Below are 14,902 nucleotides of genomic sequence, written 5' to 3'. Positions count from 1 at the left end.
GTAAATGAACACGGATTCCTGAAAAAAGGTGGTGAAATCTTTGGCCTCATTACGCGATATAAAGTCAAGGATCACGTCAACGAAAAAATCGAGTCAGATCACAAAAGCGATGCAAATGGTATCAGCTGCGAAACTGAATCGTGCTGAAAACAATGCGAAGTCTTTTGTTCCTTACATGGAGAAAATCCAGGAAGTGGTTGCTGCAATCGCAACTGGAACAAGTGCTAAGCACCCAATGCTTCTTTCAAGACCTGTCAAGAAAACAGGGTATCTCGTCATTACATCTGATCGAGGGCTTGCAGGACCTTTTAACAGCTCGATTTTGCGTGCCGCTTACCAAACCATTCAATCTCGTCATCAATCCGCTGATGAATATGCGGTGATTGTCATTGGTAAAATCGGACGCGACTTCTTCAAAAAGCGTGGTATTCCAGTTATTTCTGAAGTAACAGGGCTTGGAGACGAAGTAGCGTTTGCTGATATTAAAGAATTAGCAAGCAGTACAGTTCAAATGTTCTCTGATGAAGCGTTTGACGAACTTTACATGTTCTACAACCACTTTGTCAGTGCGATTTCACAAGAAGTAACAGAGAAGAAATTATTGCCGCTAACGGACCTTTCGGCCGCAGCGACACCAAATAAACGTTCCGCATCTTATGAGTTTGAGCCTTCTGAAGAAGAAATTCTTGAAGTTCTCCTTCCTCAATATGCAGAGAGTTTGATTTTCGGTGCGCTTCTTGACAGCAAAGCAAGTGAACATGCTGCAAGAATGACAGCAATGAAGAGTGCAACAGACAACGCAAAAGAATTAATCGACAGCCTGACACTCTCTTACAACCGTGCTCGTCAAGCAGCGATTACACAAGAGATTACAGAAATTGTCGGCGGAGCAGCTGCCTTAGAATAGAAATAATTGTCAGGAGGGAATGCAATGAAAACAGGACGCATCAGTCAGATCATGGGACCAGTCGTAGACGTTCGTTTTGAAGACGGTCACTTGCCTGAGATTTATAATGCGATCAAAGTTTCGCATAAAGCGGAAAGCGAAAGTGAAGTTGATATCGACTTAACTTTAGAAGTAGCACTACATTTAGGTGACGATACAGTGAGAACCATCGCAATGGCATCAACAGACGGTGTGAAGCGCGGTATGGAAGCTGTAGACCTTGGAAAACCAATTTCAGTACCAGTTGGTAACGTAACACTTGGACGTGTATTCAACGTACTGGGAGATAACATTGACTTAGATGAGCCACTTGGTGTGGAAGCTCAAAGAGATCCAATCCACAGACAAGCGCCTTCTTTTGATCAACTTTCTACAGAAGTTGAAATTCTTGAAACAGGTATCAAAGTTGTTGACCTGCTTGCTCCTTACATCAAAGGTGGAAAGATCGGTCTATTCGGTGGAGCTGGTGTAGGTAAAACCGTTCTGATTCAAGAATTGATCAACAACATCGCACAAGAACACGGCGGTATTTCTGTATTCGCTGGTGTTGGAGAGCGTACACGTGAAGGAAACGACCTTTACTACGAAATGAAAGATTCTGGCGTTATCGAAAAAACAGCCATGGTCTTCGGTCAAATGAACGAGCCACCAGGTGCACGTATGCGTGTTGCCCTAACTGGTTTGACAATGGCAGAGCATTTCCGTGATGAACAAGGTCAAGACGTATTGTTCTTCATCGATAATATCTATCGCTTTACACAAGCAGGTTCTGAAGTATCAGCCCTTCTTGGTCGTATGCCTTCAGCGGTAGGTTATCAGCCGACACTTGCAACAGAAATGGGTCAGCTGCAAGAGCGTATCACGTCTACAAACGTAGGATCGGTTACATCGATTCAAGCGATCTATGTACCTGCGGATGACTATACGGATCCAGCTCCAGCAACGACGTTCGCTCACCTTGATGCAACGACAAACCTTGAGCGTAAGCTGACTGAAATGGGTATTTACCCAGCGGTTGATCCTCTTGCTTCAACATCTCGTGCACTTGCACCTGAGATCGTTGGCGAAGAGCATTATGCGATTGCGCGTGAAGTGCAACAAACATTACAGCGTTATAAAGAGCTGCAAGATATTATTGCCATTTTAGGTATGGATGAATTATCTGAGGACGATAAGCTTGTGGTACACAGAGCGCGTCGTGTTCAATTCTTCCTATCTCAAAACTTCCACGTAGCAGAGCAGTTCACTGGCCAAAAGGGTTCTTATGTGCCATTGAAAGAAACTGTTAAAGGCTTCAAGGAAATCTTATCTGGTAAATACGATCACCTTCCAGAAGATGCATTCCGCTTAGTTGGACGCATTGAAGAAGTGGTTGAAAAAGCCAAAGAGATGGGTGTAGAGGCCTAATCTGGTCCTTAGGAGGGTAAAAGCATGAAGACCGTTCAAGTCAATATCGTTACTCCCGACGGCCCAGTGTATCAAGCGGATGTGGAAATGGTCAGTGTAAGAGCAGAAAGCGGTGAGCTTGGTATTTTAGCTGGCCACGTTCCAATGGTTGCTCCGCTAAAAATCGGTGCAGTTCGCTTAAAACATAGTGGATCAACTGAATTGGTTGCAGTAAGTGGCGGATTTGTTGAAGTCCGCCCTGAACAAGTAACCATTCTGGCTCAGGCCGCTGAAACATCAGATAAAGTTGATGTCGATCGTGCTAAATCAGCGAAGCAGCGTGCTGAAGAGCATTTGAACCACCCGAATGAAAGTGATGTACGCCGGGCGGAACTCGCATTAAAACGGGCGTTAAACCGTTTAAATGTAGCAGGGAAATAAAACAGAAAAACCTTCTTATCACAATGATAAGAAGGTTTTTTTTAGAATGACATGAGAGATTGATACATGGACACATAAGGGTGCGAATCCTGTTTTTCAAGATATAAGTGCTCGCAAAACTGCGTACTATGCCACGTTTTATTGTGACGGCGCAAACCAAGCGTATATTGATGCGGAGAATCCATATAAGGCCGCACCACCCAGTCAGCATCTGAATGATGACGGATGACAACCTCTCCTATATACACACTCATCATCGCTTCTAATGCATCTATTGGCATTTTCCACTCAGCGAACAGCTGCTTGGTTAATGCCTCAAAGTATAGTGATTCTAACTGATACAGGCTTTCCTCAGAGTAATCCAAAGAAATGTTATGAAAATGACACAATTGTGCTAATTCTTCTAGCTGTGTCTGTCTATAATCAAAGTAGAAAGCAATGGCCTCCCATTCATAATCAAATGAGGGAACCAATTCTCCGTACAAATCAACAAAGTCAGGAAAAGAATCTTTCAATGTGTTCAGCTCCTTCCACACGCAGTATATCATCTCCTTGGCATCAGGATAAGAGGGGATTCACACTAAATGTAGCTCTTTTTTCCAAATGATTCATCTTTCCGATTTTCGAGGATATAATGAAAGGGAGTTTTCCTTTACAGAAATAAATAAAAGGAGGATTCAATTGTATGGAAGACGTAGGACAACAAGCAATCGTGGGCATTGTGATCCACCTATTTTTTATCGCGGTTACATGGTGGGCACTGCTTGCTGTAAATATTGATCCACTCATTAAAAAAGGGAAAATCGTTCAAGCAAGGCTGCTGATGATGCTCATTACCATTGCTATCGCATCTGCGGTCAGCAATTTCTTCCTTGATTACTTAAATTTCTCCAGACAAATTCCTTATATGTTCTAACATAAAAGGTTTGGTCATGACCTTCTGCGGGAACGTAAAAGGAAGGGTCAAAAGGTTGGCCTTTTGTTGTCTTTTCCACGTATGCATTGCCCTCCTTGCGGCAACACTTGTAGCAAGGGGGAATGACAAGTGAGAAAGTATTTGAAAGGTTGGCCATTATTTGCGTTTATTCTTTTTTTTGTTCTGATGATTCAAGGTGTTCGTGCGGAAGAATCTTCCCCGCTCGCTCAAATAGCAGAAGGTCTGAAAAACCAGCAAATTGAAGTCGATGGGTGGACCCTCCATGCCAAGACAAATGTAGATATTTCATCCGAACAATTTTCAAAAAAAGTGAAACGTTTGAAAGACGAACTACGACAGTATGAGTGGACCGAAAAAAAAGAGCAACATGTCACCAAAGTCACAGGAATTTACAAAGATGAAAAAAATGATACAGAATCGAAAATTTTACTCGTGAAGACCGACACAAAATCCAATCAAAAGTCGTATTTATTATATGAGCAAAAAGGTGCTCGCCCACTGAATACCTGGGAGCATACATATGATCAGTTCGTACGTCATGCAAAAAGCATATTACAAGAGAAAATTGTAATTTTTACTTGTCTCGATGGTCATGTAAATGGTATGATGGATGTTGTTTTGCAAAAAAAAGCTGAAATGTTAGCAAATGAATTTCAAGCAAAACCAGTTGAGTATCTCGTTGAGTCTAATTTTGTGTCGCTTTCCGCTTACACAGATAAGTGGGAACAGTTCATTATGACTTCAAATGATAAAATGAATGTTCAAATTGCCATCAGAAGTTCGGAAATGAACGAAAATCATACGATTACGGTTGGCACACCAATCGTAACGACTGAATATTAATATAGAGAATTTGGGACGCGGAGGGGAAGACCTTGGAAAAAATCATCGTCCGCGGCGGTCAAAAGTTAAACGGCACAGTTAAAGTAGAAGGCGCAAAAAATGCCGTTTTACCAGTTATCGCTGCATCTTTGTTAGCAAGTACAGAAAAAAGCGTAATTTGTGATGTACCTACGCTCTCCGATGTATATACAATCAATGAAGTGTTACGTCATTTAGGAGCAGAAGTACATTTTGAAAATAACGAAGTATCAGTTGATGCATCACATGCACTAGAAACTGAGGCTCCGTTTGAGTATGTCCGTAAAATGCGAGCATCCGTGCTTGTCATGGGACCACTTTTAGCAAGAACGGGTCATGCAAGAGTTGCATTACCTGGAGGCTGTGCGATTGGTTCAAGACCAATTGATCAGCATTTAAAAGGCTTTGAAGCAATGGGAGCTAAAATTCAAGTAGGTAATGGTTTCATCGAGGCTGAAGTAAAAGGCCGTTTAAAAGGTGCAAAAATCTATTTGGATTTCCCAAGTGTAGGGGCAACTGAAAACATCATCATGGCAGCAGCATTAGCTGAGGGAACGACGATTTTAGAAAACGTAGCAAAAGAACCTGAAATTGTTGATTTAGCAAATTACATCAATGCCATGGGCGGTAAGGTTCGCGGTGCTGGTACTGGTACAATCAAAATCGAAGGTGTGGAAACACTTCACGGTGCAAAACACAACATCATCCCTGACAGAATTGAAGCAGGTACTTTCATGGTGGCAGCAGCCATTACAGAAGGAAATGTTCTTGTAAAAGGCGCAGTGCCAGAGCACATGACATCACTTGTGGCAAAAATGGAAGAAATGGGTATTCAGATCATTGAAGAAGAAGAAGGTTTAAGAGTCATTGGACCATCTGAGCTCAAGCCAATCGATCTAAAAACAATGCCGCATCCTGGGTTCCCAACGGATATGCAATCTCAGATGATGGCGCTATTGCTTCGTGCGAACGGAACAAGCATGATCACAGAAACAGTGTTTGAAAACCGCTTTATGCATGCTGAAGAATTCCGCCGCATGAATGGCGATATTAAAATTGAGGGTCGCTCTGTCATTATCAATGGGCCGGTTCAACTTCAAGGTGCTGAAGTGGCAGCGACTGATTTAAGAGCAGGAGCAGCACTTGTACTTGCTGGATTAGTGGCAGAAGGTCATACACGTGTCACTGAGTTGAAGCATATTGACCGTGGTTATGTGAACTTCCACCAAAAGCTTGCAGCAATCGGTGCAGATATTGAAAGAGTAAACGATGAATCAGCAGATGTGACACAAGAACAAGTTGTATCAGATCTGAACGCTTAATCATGAAAGAAATCAGTGTGTCCTTTGGGCATGCTGATTTTTTTTAGAATATAGAATGCTTCATTTCACGAAGCTTATCATTAGTGTATCCAGTCATCTTAAATTTTATTCATACAGACGAACAGTAAAATCCATTCGAAGAACAGCCTCATACCTCCATAAAAGACTTGTCCACTAAATGAAAGAAGCTGTCATATTAGCTTGTCCCTGCCCATAGGATAAAAGAGATTCAATGACAAATGGGGGCAGCCAAATATGAAACCAATGATATGGACAATCGCAGGAATATGCATCATCATTTTAATGATTCCAACATTACTTGTGTTGCCGACGTTCCAAGGGAAACCGGCGGCCAGCCAGCACGTAGCAGCAGAACCATCAGTTAAAAAAGAAGTGAAGGGTTCAGTCAAATTGAAGCAATCACCCGTCGCTATCCCCGTCTATCGCTCTGCTCATCAGCAGGTAGAAAACATCCCCTTAGAAGAGTATGTGATCGGTGTCGTAGCATCTGAAATGCCAGCTGATTTTGAAATGGAAGCACTCAAGGCACAGGCGCTCGCAGCAAGAACGTATATCGTCAGGCAAATGATCAGTGATAAGACTGTCAAATCACCTAAGGGCTCTCTTGTAGATGATACCCAAATGTTCCAAGTTTACAAAAACAAACAGGAACTCAAGAAAATTTGGGGGAAAGCGTACAATTGGAAATTAAAAAAGGTCACGGAAGCTGTCGCCAGCACACAAGGAAAAGTGCTGACTTATGACGAGAAACCAATTGATGCTTCATTCTTTTCAACAAGTAACGGAAAAACGGAAAATGCCGAAGCCTATTGGAAAAACGAAATCCCTTATTTGAAAAGTGTCTCAAGTAAATGGGACGAAAAATCGCCAAAATTTCAAAATAAGAAAACCATCTCGGTCAGTGAATTTCAGCAAAAATTAGGTGTGACGCTCACCCAGCAGGCTCAGGTCGGACAGATTGTAGAACGGACACCAGGAAACCAGGTAGCGAAAGCCGTGATCAACGGTAAAACAATGTCAGGCCGAGACATTCGAGAATCACTAGGCCTTCATTCAGCGGACTTCACATGGGAACGCCAGGGTCAGCAGATTGTCATTACAACAAAAGGATATGGTCATGGTGTAGGCATGAGTCAATATGGTGCGCATTATATGGCGCAGGCAGGCAAAAAAGTAGATGCCATCGTGAAGCATTATTATAAAGGAATTCAAATCGAATCAGCCGATCGTTTTCTCAACACGTATATGGCTAAAAAATAAAGCAAAGGTGCCTCAGAAATGAGGCATTTTTTTGTGTGTTCAAAGAGATTTGAACAGAATGTGTCAAATCGCGACTTAAGACGCAGATCAGGAAATCTTAAACATTTATGTCCTGACAAGAACCGATGGCCGATACAAAATCCCTCGAAAGACAGAGAAAACGAGAGAATAATGGGTGTGTTAGGTGAAAATATCTAGACATCTGACAGAATTTTAGTGATTTTGATGAAAAAGAAAAAGGGACCGAGTCCTATACCATTCCAAGACAGAATAATTTACGATTAAGATGTTTCAATCAAATACATAAGGAGGAAGGAAAAGTATGTTGAAAAAAGTAATCACACTCGTAACCTTAACTGTATTGACATTATCTATGTCAATCTCTTCACCAGTATTTGCAGAAGCATCTACAGTCAAAAAACATAACAAAGATGTAAGAGTGACAATCTTACTTGATGCAAGCGGAAGCATGGCAAGAAAAGTAGAGGGAGAGCGCAAATTTGATCTCGCTAAACAAGAGGTATTTAAATTTGCTCAGTCACTTCCAAAAGACGCTAAAATTCGTATGAGCTTGTTTGGTTCTGAAGGAAACAACAAAAATTCAGGTAAAGCTCAATCATGTGAAGTCATTAGAGGCGTTTACGGCGTACAGCCTTATGAAAAGGACAGCTTCGAAAACTCTTTAAACGGACTTGGGCCAACTGGCTGGACACCGATTGCACGTGCACTTGAAAATGCAAAGCAAGCGGATGAGCAGCTTACTGCAGGAACAAAGCATATTGTGTACTTAATCACTGATGGTGAGGAAACTTGTGGCGGAGATCCAGTAAAAGTAGCAAAAGAATTGCATAACTCAAAAGGATCAACTGTTGTAAATGTGATCGGATTAGACTTTAACGATGGCTATGAAGGTCAATTGAAGCAAGTAGCCAAAGCTGGTAAAGGCCATTACTACCAAGCAAGCACTGGTAAAGAAATGGGTTCTATCTTTTCAGCAGAATCATTAAAACTACACGAATAACTTGCTGAACAAAAGGGAAACGATTGATTCATGCTTTCGTTTCTCTTTTTCTGTACAAAAGTAAAAAAGGGAGGTTTTTATTAATGAAAAAAAACATCGTATTAACCATTTTGGCTAGTCTTGTCCTGCTTCTTTCTTCACCAGCTCATGCTGCAACAAAACAGGAGCCGCCTGCGCATGTGGTAATATTACTCGATTTAAGCGGGAGCATGGCACAATCAGTTGAAGGTGAAAAGAAAATCGATATCGCCAAAAGGTCTATTCAAAGCTTCGCGAGCATTTTATCAGAAGATACACAAGTTCTGCTTCGTGTGTTTGGTCATGAAGGAACCAATAAGAATGCAGGGAAAGCTGTTTCTTGTTCAAGTTCTGAAGCCGTTTACGGATTTGGATCATATGAGCCATCAACATTTCAGCAAGCACTGAATGTGTATAAGCCAACTGGCTGGACACCGCTTGCAAAAGCATTAACAGATACAAAACAAGATTTTGAAGATCACCAGGCTGAAGGGAAAAATATTGTGTATGTTGTCAGTGATGGTGAAGAAACTTGTGGTGGAAGCCCTTCACAAGCAGCAAAGGAATTACATGAAGACGGAATTGATACAATCGTCAATATCATTGGCTTCGATGTGAATGAAAAGGAAGCAAAAAGTCTTAAATCTGTTGCAAAAGCGGGTGGAGGACAATATCAACCGGCTGCAAATGCCGAAGAATTGAACCGTATTCTTCAACAGGAAGCGAGCGCTTTTGGTCGGTAGAGAGTGAATAGCAGCTGGGGAAACAGCCCCAGCTGTTTTTAAGTTGACGATTAATTCAAAGTCGTTTCTAATTCATCAATTCGTTTCTCCACGTAATGCTGGTCCTTTCTTGCATGGAAGGTTTCGGCTTTTTCTAATATGGCAGCCGTATTATACTCGGGAATCTGTGAGTAGCTCTCATACACACCTTTAGGAATTAAAACGTTCCCTTCCGGCCAATAAACTGCGATATTGCCGCGTCTCAACTCTCCGAATTGGGCCACTCCTTGATAGGATCCATATTGATTAAAGAGAACAACTGGATCACCTTCTTGGACGTAAAGCTCTTTTGCATCTTCTTCATTCATTAGGATAGAATGACGTTTTCCACCATTAAAGGCATCCTTTTCACTGTAGATCATCGAGTTGAATTGCTTTCCTCTTCTTGTCGTGATATTGAAATGTCCTTCGGTTTTTCGATATTGAGGCAGCTGGGCAGGAAGAAGATGTCCCTTGCCGTCTGGTGTTGGACACACGCCATCTTCACAAAGCCATGCTCCTCCCCATTGAAAAACGTCTCCCTTGTGACGTAAATGCTGGATGCCATCATAGTTTCGGTTGGCGACCGCAATCTCACGACGAATGTCTTCAGCTGTTTCAAAATGTATCAGCTCGGCATCTTCTGGCCGGACTCTTTTCGCAAGATCAACATAAATGTCCCATTCCGCTCTGGCTTCCTCAATACGAGGTCCTTCAATTTCTGGACTGAAATATACCATGCGTTCCGTACTGGTTGATGTGCCGCCGCCTGGTTGTTCATACCTTGTCATAGCAGGCAGCACAATCACCGCCTCTTCAGCGTCTACCAGCGTAGAGGTATTTAAAATGATATCTTGGTGAACACGGAGTTCAAGTTCAGATAATGCTTTTTCGATCGCTTCCGGATTTGGCATCGTTTCTAAAAAGTTTCCGCCACTCGTAAACAGCATTTTGAGTTTTTGTGGATGGTCTTTTGGGAGAGCCATCTTCTCAAAGGATTGCCCAATGGTGTCACCATGCCATTTAGGAATGTCAAACCCCCATATGCGTTCGATTCTTTCAATATTCTCTTCATCAAAATCACTACCCGGCAAAACGAATGGATCAGCACCCATTTCACCAGAACCTTGGACGCCGCTATGACCCCGAATTGGCATGACACCACAATGTTTTCTGCCGATAAATCCGCGCAGCATGGCAAGGTTGGCAACCTGTGATATATTATCAGTTGCAAAGCGGTGCTGAGTAAGGCCCATACTCCAAATAAAAACGCCTGAATTAGCATTGGCAAGCAGTGTCGCAAATTCCTTCATTCTTTCTTTTGATAAACCTGATGATGCTTCTAGGTCCTCCCACTTCAATTGTGCGACATGCTGCTTTAAATCCTGTATGCCTGTTGTATGTTTTTGAATAAATTCGTGATCAAGAGCCGAATGGGGAGCATGCTGCTCCATGTCAAACCAATGCTTGATGACGCCGTTCATAAACGCAATATCTCCGCCTATATTGACTTGGTAAAAATCATCTGCAATTTTTGTACCGAATAAAGCACTCTCTGGAATAGAAGGAACCCAATACTTTTTCATAGCAGGCTCTTTATACGGATTGATGACGATAATTTTTGTTCCCTTCTTTTTAGCAGCGTACATATATTTAGTGGAAACAGGCTGATTGTTTGCTGCAACAGATCCCCAAAAAATTAATACATCCGTTCCAATCCAATCACTGTAATTACAGCTGGAAGCACCGATGCCAAGGGACCGTTTAAGAGCGGTTTTACTTGGTGAATGGCAAATGCGAGAAGCATTATCAATATGATTCGTTCCTATAAATCGAGCAGCCTTTGCAGCCGTATAATAAACTTCATTTGTAATTCCTCTGGCGGTTAAATAGAAAGCAAGCTGCCGTTTATCAATTGATTGGATTTTAGCTGCGATTTGATCTAGTGCATCATCCCAAGAAATACGTGTAAAGGCATTGTCACCTTTTTTTCGGATCAATGGATAAGGAATCCGCCCAAGCTTGCGAAGAGAGGTGCTGTCCATTTGCTTTAGCTGATGAATATCTTCAAACCATTTTGGATCAATAGCTGGCATTGTGTTAAGACGAAGCACATTTAGTCTTGTGGTGCATATATGAGGTCCTGCGAGCGTTTGATCATACAGTCCTGAGACGCCAAGGGCACAGCCGTCACAAACACCCTGCGTTAAAATACGGTACGCGTAGGGAAGGTTATCTTTGTTCTCCCATGCCACTTTCATCGTATCTCGAATGTGTTTCGGTTTCACTTTGCCAAGCCCCATTGGTACAAAAGAGGCCCATAGCTTTGGTGAGGGTTTTTTATTGAGTTTAACAGGCCCCTTATGTTTTGTTTTCCCCATGAGATCATCACCCTCCTATTACTTTGTAAAGCGTTTTCATATCTAAAAATTACCTTTAGATTGTGATTCTGTCAAATTCAAATTAAGATCGGGCTGAGACAGAGGAAGCAGCAGATAGGTTTTTTTCTCTTAGCTGTTGAATATCCTTTCGAATGAGAAGTGATATGATAAAAGCAATGAAAAATAAGCCAGAGAACACCATAAGGCTTTGTGTGTAATTACCTGTTATATCTCGAATGAAGGATGAAAATAGTGGTCCTGCTAAACCCGCAGCGGCCCAAGCAGTCAAAATATAACCGTGTATGGCACCAAGCTGCTTTGTACCAAACAAATCGCCAATATAGGCTGGAATTGAAGCAAATCCTCCTCCATAGCACGTATAAATGATCGCCATCACGATTGAAAAGATGAGCGGTTCTTTTAAATAGGGGAGTAAAGGAAAAGCAATGAGCTGGATACTGAAAAAAATCGTATACGTATTCGGTCTTCCTATATAATCTGAAAACGATGCCCAGCCAATGCGTCCTAAACCATTAAAAGCACCTAAAATGCCCACAAGAGTAGCTGCAGCACCTGCAGTGAACCCAACACTTTCTTGAGCAAGAGGTGATGCTACTGAAATAATAGCGATTCCGCATGTGATATTAATAAAAAGCATAAGCCACAAATAATAAAAACGTCTTGTTTTGATCGCTTCATTTGCTGTAAGCTGTGATAAATCTTGAGGGATTTTTCTTTTCTTTGTTTTGAATACGTCAAATTGTTTGACGTCATCAGGTGTTGGTGGTGATAAATAAAGAGATGAGATCACCATGATGATAAAATAGGAGATTCCAAGGAAATAAAAAGTATTTGCGATATTCACTTTTTCAATGAGATATTGAATAATTGGGCTGCAAATAAGAGAAGCAAACCCAAACCCCATAATGGCTAAGCCGGTTGCAAGACCTCTTCGATCCGGAAACCATTTGACTAGAGTTGATACAGGTGCAATATAGCCTACCCCTAAACCGATTCCAGCAAGTACACCATAAAATAAATAAAGGAGAGGCAGTGAGGACATGTGGACAGCGAATCCTGACCCAGTCATTCCGATGCCGAAGAAAATAGCTGAGAAGAGCCCCGATGCCCTTGGACCATACCTTTCAACGAAATGTCCCATAAAAGCAGCAGATAAACCTAAAAATAAAATAGCAATACTGAAGGTGAGACTTATTTCTGTTAATGACCACTGAAAGGCTTCATGTAAAGGATTTGTAAAAACACTCCAAGCATAAACAGACCCAATAGATAAATGAATTCCTACAGCACTTGCTGCAATGAGCCAGCGATTTTTCGATTTGTTCATTTTGTTCCCCCCATATAAAGCAATCAAGAAGTTTGATAAGATAGAAATATGTTACATTTTTGTGACTTTTTAAAATAATATCACAATTTGATTGGATCATATAACTAAATTTGCATTGAAAGGAAGATCATACAATGAATCCTTCTGTTAAAAAGAAACGAGTCATACACCAATACCGTGAAGGTCAGTTTACCTGCAAAACTGATGAAATTGTAGAAGAATATCCTTTAACTGTGATGGTGAATGGAGAAGAATTTGTGACCCTTGTTTGTTCACCAGAGCACTTGAAAGAATTGGTTATCGGCTTTTTGGCTTCAGAAGGGGTCATTCGATTTGAAAATGAGATTAAAAGGTTTACAATAGATGAAAGTATGGGTTTTGCCTATGTTGATTTAGTTCACTCAAGTGGATTTGATTCATCAGATTTTACAAAACGAGTGATTGGTTCATGCTGCGGAAAAGGAAGACACTTTTATTTCCTTCAAGATGTGAAGACGGCAAAAACAGCCATTGACCAAATCAGTATTTCTGCTGAAACCTGTCTGCATCTCATGAAGAGTTTGCAAGAAGAAAGCCAATTATTTCAACATACTGGTGGAGTGCATAATGCTGGATTGTGTGACACAGAGAAGCTATTCATCACTAGAACTGATATAGGAAGACATAATGCTTTAGATAAAATTTATGGATATTGTTTACTTCAGCGAATTCCACTTAGAGATAAAATCCTTGTTTTTAGCGGCCGGATATCGTCAGAAGTTCTATTGAAGGCAGCAAAACTAGGAGTGTCTATCGTCATTTCAAAATCAGCACCTACTGAGCTAGCGCTTAAAATGGCAGAAGAACTAAATATTACAACAGTTGGATTCGTCAGAGGAAAATCCTTTAACATTTACACTCATCCTCAGCGTATTACAGAATAGGAGGCAAAGTATGGTCAGTATTTTAGATAAAAGACATCGACCATTGCGCGATTTAAGAATATCAGTAACTGATCGCTGTAACTTTAGATGTACGTACTGTATGCCTGCTGAAATTTTTGGACCGGATTATCCTTTCTTGAAAAAAGAAGAACTGCTTAGTTTCGAAGAGATTGAACGACTTGCTACCCTTTTTGTAAAGAACCTAGGTGTGGTAAAAATACGTATCACGGGCGGAGAACCTTTAATGCGAAAGGATCTGCCTGTCTTAATAGAAAAGCTCGCAAAAATTCCAGGGATTGAAGACATTGCGATGACGACCAATGGAACGCTTTTACCTTTATATGCTGATCAGTTGAAGAGAGCTGGTCTTAATAGAGTCACCGTTAGTTTAGATTCATTAAATCCCGACCGTTTTAAGCAAATGAACGGAAGGCATATTTCTATCCAAAAAGTGTTTGATGGTATTGAGGCTGCAAAAAAGGCTGGACTTGCTATCAAGATTAATATGGTTGTTCAAAAAGGTGTGAATGATCAGGATGTCTTACCAATGGCAGCTTACTTCAAAAAAGAAGGACACGTTCTCAGATTTATTGAATTTATGGATGTCGGTAATACGAATAAATGGAATCTAGAACATGTCATGACAAAGAAAGAAATAATTGAATTAATTGATTCAACATATCCTATCAAACCAGAACCTCCTCAATATACAGGTGAAGTAGCCAAACGATTTTTTTACAAAGATGGTTCAGGAGAGATAGGCATTATTTCTTCCGTTTCAGATGCTTTTTGTGGAACATGTAACAGAGCAAGGCTGTCTGCACGGGGGGAATTATTTACATGTCTGTTTGCATCATCGGGTTTTGATCTGAAACAGATGATTCGTACGACAAAAGATAATGAAGAATTAACGAACAGGTTAAAGGAATTATGGTCGAATAGACATGACCAATATTCAGCCGAGAGAGAGCAGAAAAAAGATCAGAAAAAGGTTGAGATGTCATACATCGGTGGGTAATGACAATAAAGTATCATGATCATGTATTTTTGAAAAGAAGAGAAAATGTCATAATCGTGGTTGAAAATCCTTTTTTGAAAACAGGTCTTTTTATCTTATGAACTTAGTCACTATAAAAAACCAGCAGAATCGGGACTGACCCCATAAAGTGAGACAAATAAAAACACCTTTAAATTGAAAAATCGGGTATAGCATATCTGAAAACAATTTGGAGGTGTTTTTTGTATGGGAAAAAGAGTTAGTTATCCGATTAGTGTA

The 14,902-nt window shown here is 41.0% G+C and carries 14 protein-coding genes; 11 read left to right on the top strand and 3 right to left on the bottom strand.

All coding sequences use genetic code 11. The features are described from left to right. Positions 1-40 precede the first annotated feature (40 nt). The 3 genes from BAE31_RS11265 to BAE31_RS11255 are packed head-to-tail and all read left to right on the top strand — an operon-like array spanning position 41 to position 2,773. Positions 41-907 carry a F0F1 ATP synthase subunit gamma gene (locus BAE31_RS11265; protein WP_024423727.1) on the top strand — a complete coding sequence of 289 codons (867 nt, stop codon included), beginning with the start codon at positions 41-43 and terminating at the stop codon, positions 905-907. Positions 908-931: 24 nt separating this feature from the next. Further along, the gene (atpD, locus tag BAE31_RS11260) at positions 932-2,353 is read left to right on the top strand and encodes a F0F1 ATP synthase subunit beta (protein ID WP_008354929.1); all 1,422 of its coding nucleotides are present in this window, start codon (positions 932-934) and stop codon (positions 2,351-2,353) included. A gap of 24 nt (positions 2,354-2,377) precedes the next feature. Next, entirely contained in the window at positions 2,378-2,773 is a 396-nt protein-coding gene (locus BAE31_RS11255; protein ID WP_003214592.1) for a F0F1 ATP synthase subunit epsilon, read from the top strand. Positions 2,774-2,814: 41 nt separating this feature from the next. Here the strand turns inward: BAE31_RS11255 and BAE31_RS11250 are convergent, their stop codons facing one another. Further along, positions 2,815-3,321 carry a hypothetical protein gene (locus BAE31_RS11250; RefSeq protein ID WP_249895864.1) on the bottom strand — a complete coding sequence of 169 codons (507 nt, stop codon included), beginning with the start codon at positions 3,319-3,321 and terminating at the stop codon, positions 2,815-2,817. Positions 3,322-3,458: 137 nt separating this feature from the next. Here BAE31_RS11250 and BAE31_RS11245 point away from each other — a divergent pair, with 137 nt between their 5' ends. The 6 genes from BAE31_RS11245 to BAE31_RS11220 all read left to right on the top strand — a co-directional run bounded on the left by BAE31_RS11245 (position 3,459) and on the right by BAE31_RS11220 (position 8,956). Next, positions 3,459-3,689: a DUF1146 family protein gene (locus tag BAE31_RS11245; protein ID WP_024423724.1), complete on the top strand. Its 231-nt coding sequence runs from the start codon at positions 3,459-3,461 to the stop codon at positions 3,687-3,689. 129 nt (positions 3,690-3,818) lie between these two features. Beyond that, positions 3,819-4,553 (top strand): YwmB family TATA-box binding protein, encoded by a 735-nt coding sequence (locus BAE31_RS11240; protein ID WP_024423723.1) that lies wholly within the window; start codon positions 3,819-3,821, stop codon positions 4,551-4,553. A 32-nt stretch (positions 4,554-4,585) separates the two neighbouring features. Further along, positions 4,586-5,893: a UDP-N-acetylglucosamine 1-carboxyvinyltransferase gene (gene murA / locus BAE31_RS11235; RefSeq protein WP_024423722.1), complete on the top strand. Its 1,308-nt coding sequence runs from the start codon at positions 4,586-4,588 to the stop codon at positions 5,891-5,893. A 255-nt stretch (positions 5,894-6,148) separates the two neighbouring features. Continuing rightward, positions 6,149-7,174 (top strand): stage II sporulation protein D, encoded by a 1,026-nt coding sequence (gene spoIID, locus BAE31_RS11230; protein ID WP_041115518.1) that lies wholly within the window; start codon positions 6,149-6,151, stop codon positions 7,172-7,174. Between the two features lie 322 nt (positions 7,175-7,496). Continuing rightward, positions 7,497-8,195 carry a VWA domain-containing protein gene (locus BAE31_RS11225; protein WP_080769523.1) on the top strand — a complete coding sequence of 233 codons (699 nt, stop codon included), beginning with the start codon at positions 7,497-7,499 and terminating at the stop codon, positions 8,193-8,195. 83 nt (positions 8,196-8,278) lie between these two features. Continuing rightward, positions 8,279-8,956 carry a VWA domain-containing protein gene (locus BAE31_RS11220; RefSeq protein ID WP_076840472.1) on the top strand — a complete coding sequence of 226 codons (678 nt, stop codon included), beginning with the start codon at positions 8,279-8,281 and terminating at the stop codon, positions 8,954-8,956. Positions 8,957-9,006: 50 nt separating this feature from the next. Here BAE31_RS11220 and BAE31_RS11215 read toward each other — a convergent pair whose 3' ends face one another. Both BAE31_RS11215 and BAE31_RS11210 read right to left on the bottom strand, forming a co-directional pair. Then, positions 9,007-11,355 (bottom strand): FdhF/YdeP family oxidoreductase, encoded by a 2,349-nt coding sequence (locus BAE31_RS11215; RefSeq protein WP_076840471.1) that lies wholly within the window; start codon positions 11,353-11,355, stop codon positions 9,007-9,009. A gap of 82 nt (positions 11,356-11,437) precedes the next feature. Next, complete coding sequence (locus BAE31_RS11210; protein ID WP_076840470.1) at positions 11,438-12,703, bottom strand: L-lactate MFS transporter; 1,266 nt, start codon at positions 12,701-12,703, stop codon at positions 11,438-11,440. A 134-nt stretch (positions 12,704-12,837) separates the two neighbouring features. Between BAE31_RS11210 and fdhD the strand changes: the two genes are divergently transcribed. Continuing rightward, complete coding sequence (gene fdhD, locus BAE31_RS11205) at positions 12,838-13,626, top strand: formate dehydrogenase accessory sulfurtransferase FdhD (protein WP_076840469.1); 789 nt, start codon at positions 12,838-12,840, stop codon at positions 13,624-13,626. Positions 13,627-13,636: 10 nt separating this feature from the next. Further along, positions 13,637-14,644 carry a GTP 3',8-cyclase MoaA gene (gene moaA / locus BAE31_RS11200; RefSeq protein ID WP_076840468.1) on the top strand — a complete coding sequence of 336 codons (1,008 nt, stop codon included), beginning with the start codon at positions 13,637-13,639 and terminating at the stop codon, positions 14,642-14,644. Positions 14,645-14,902 lie beyond the last annotated feature (258 nt).

This window comes from Bacillus sp. I-2 (assembly GCF_001974945.1).
Classification (GTDB): Bacteria; Bacillota; Bacilli; order Bacillales; family Bacillaceae; genus Bacillus; species Bacillus safensis.
Note: the sequence above shows the minus strand (reverse complement) of the source record. Positions and strands in the feature narration are given on the sequence as shown.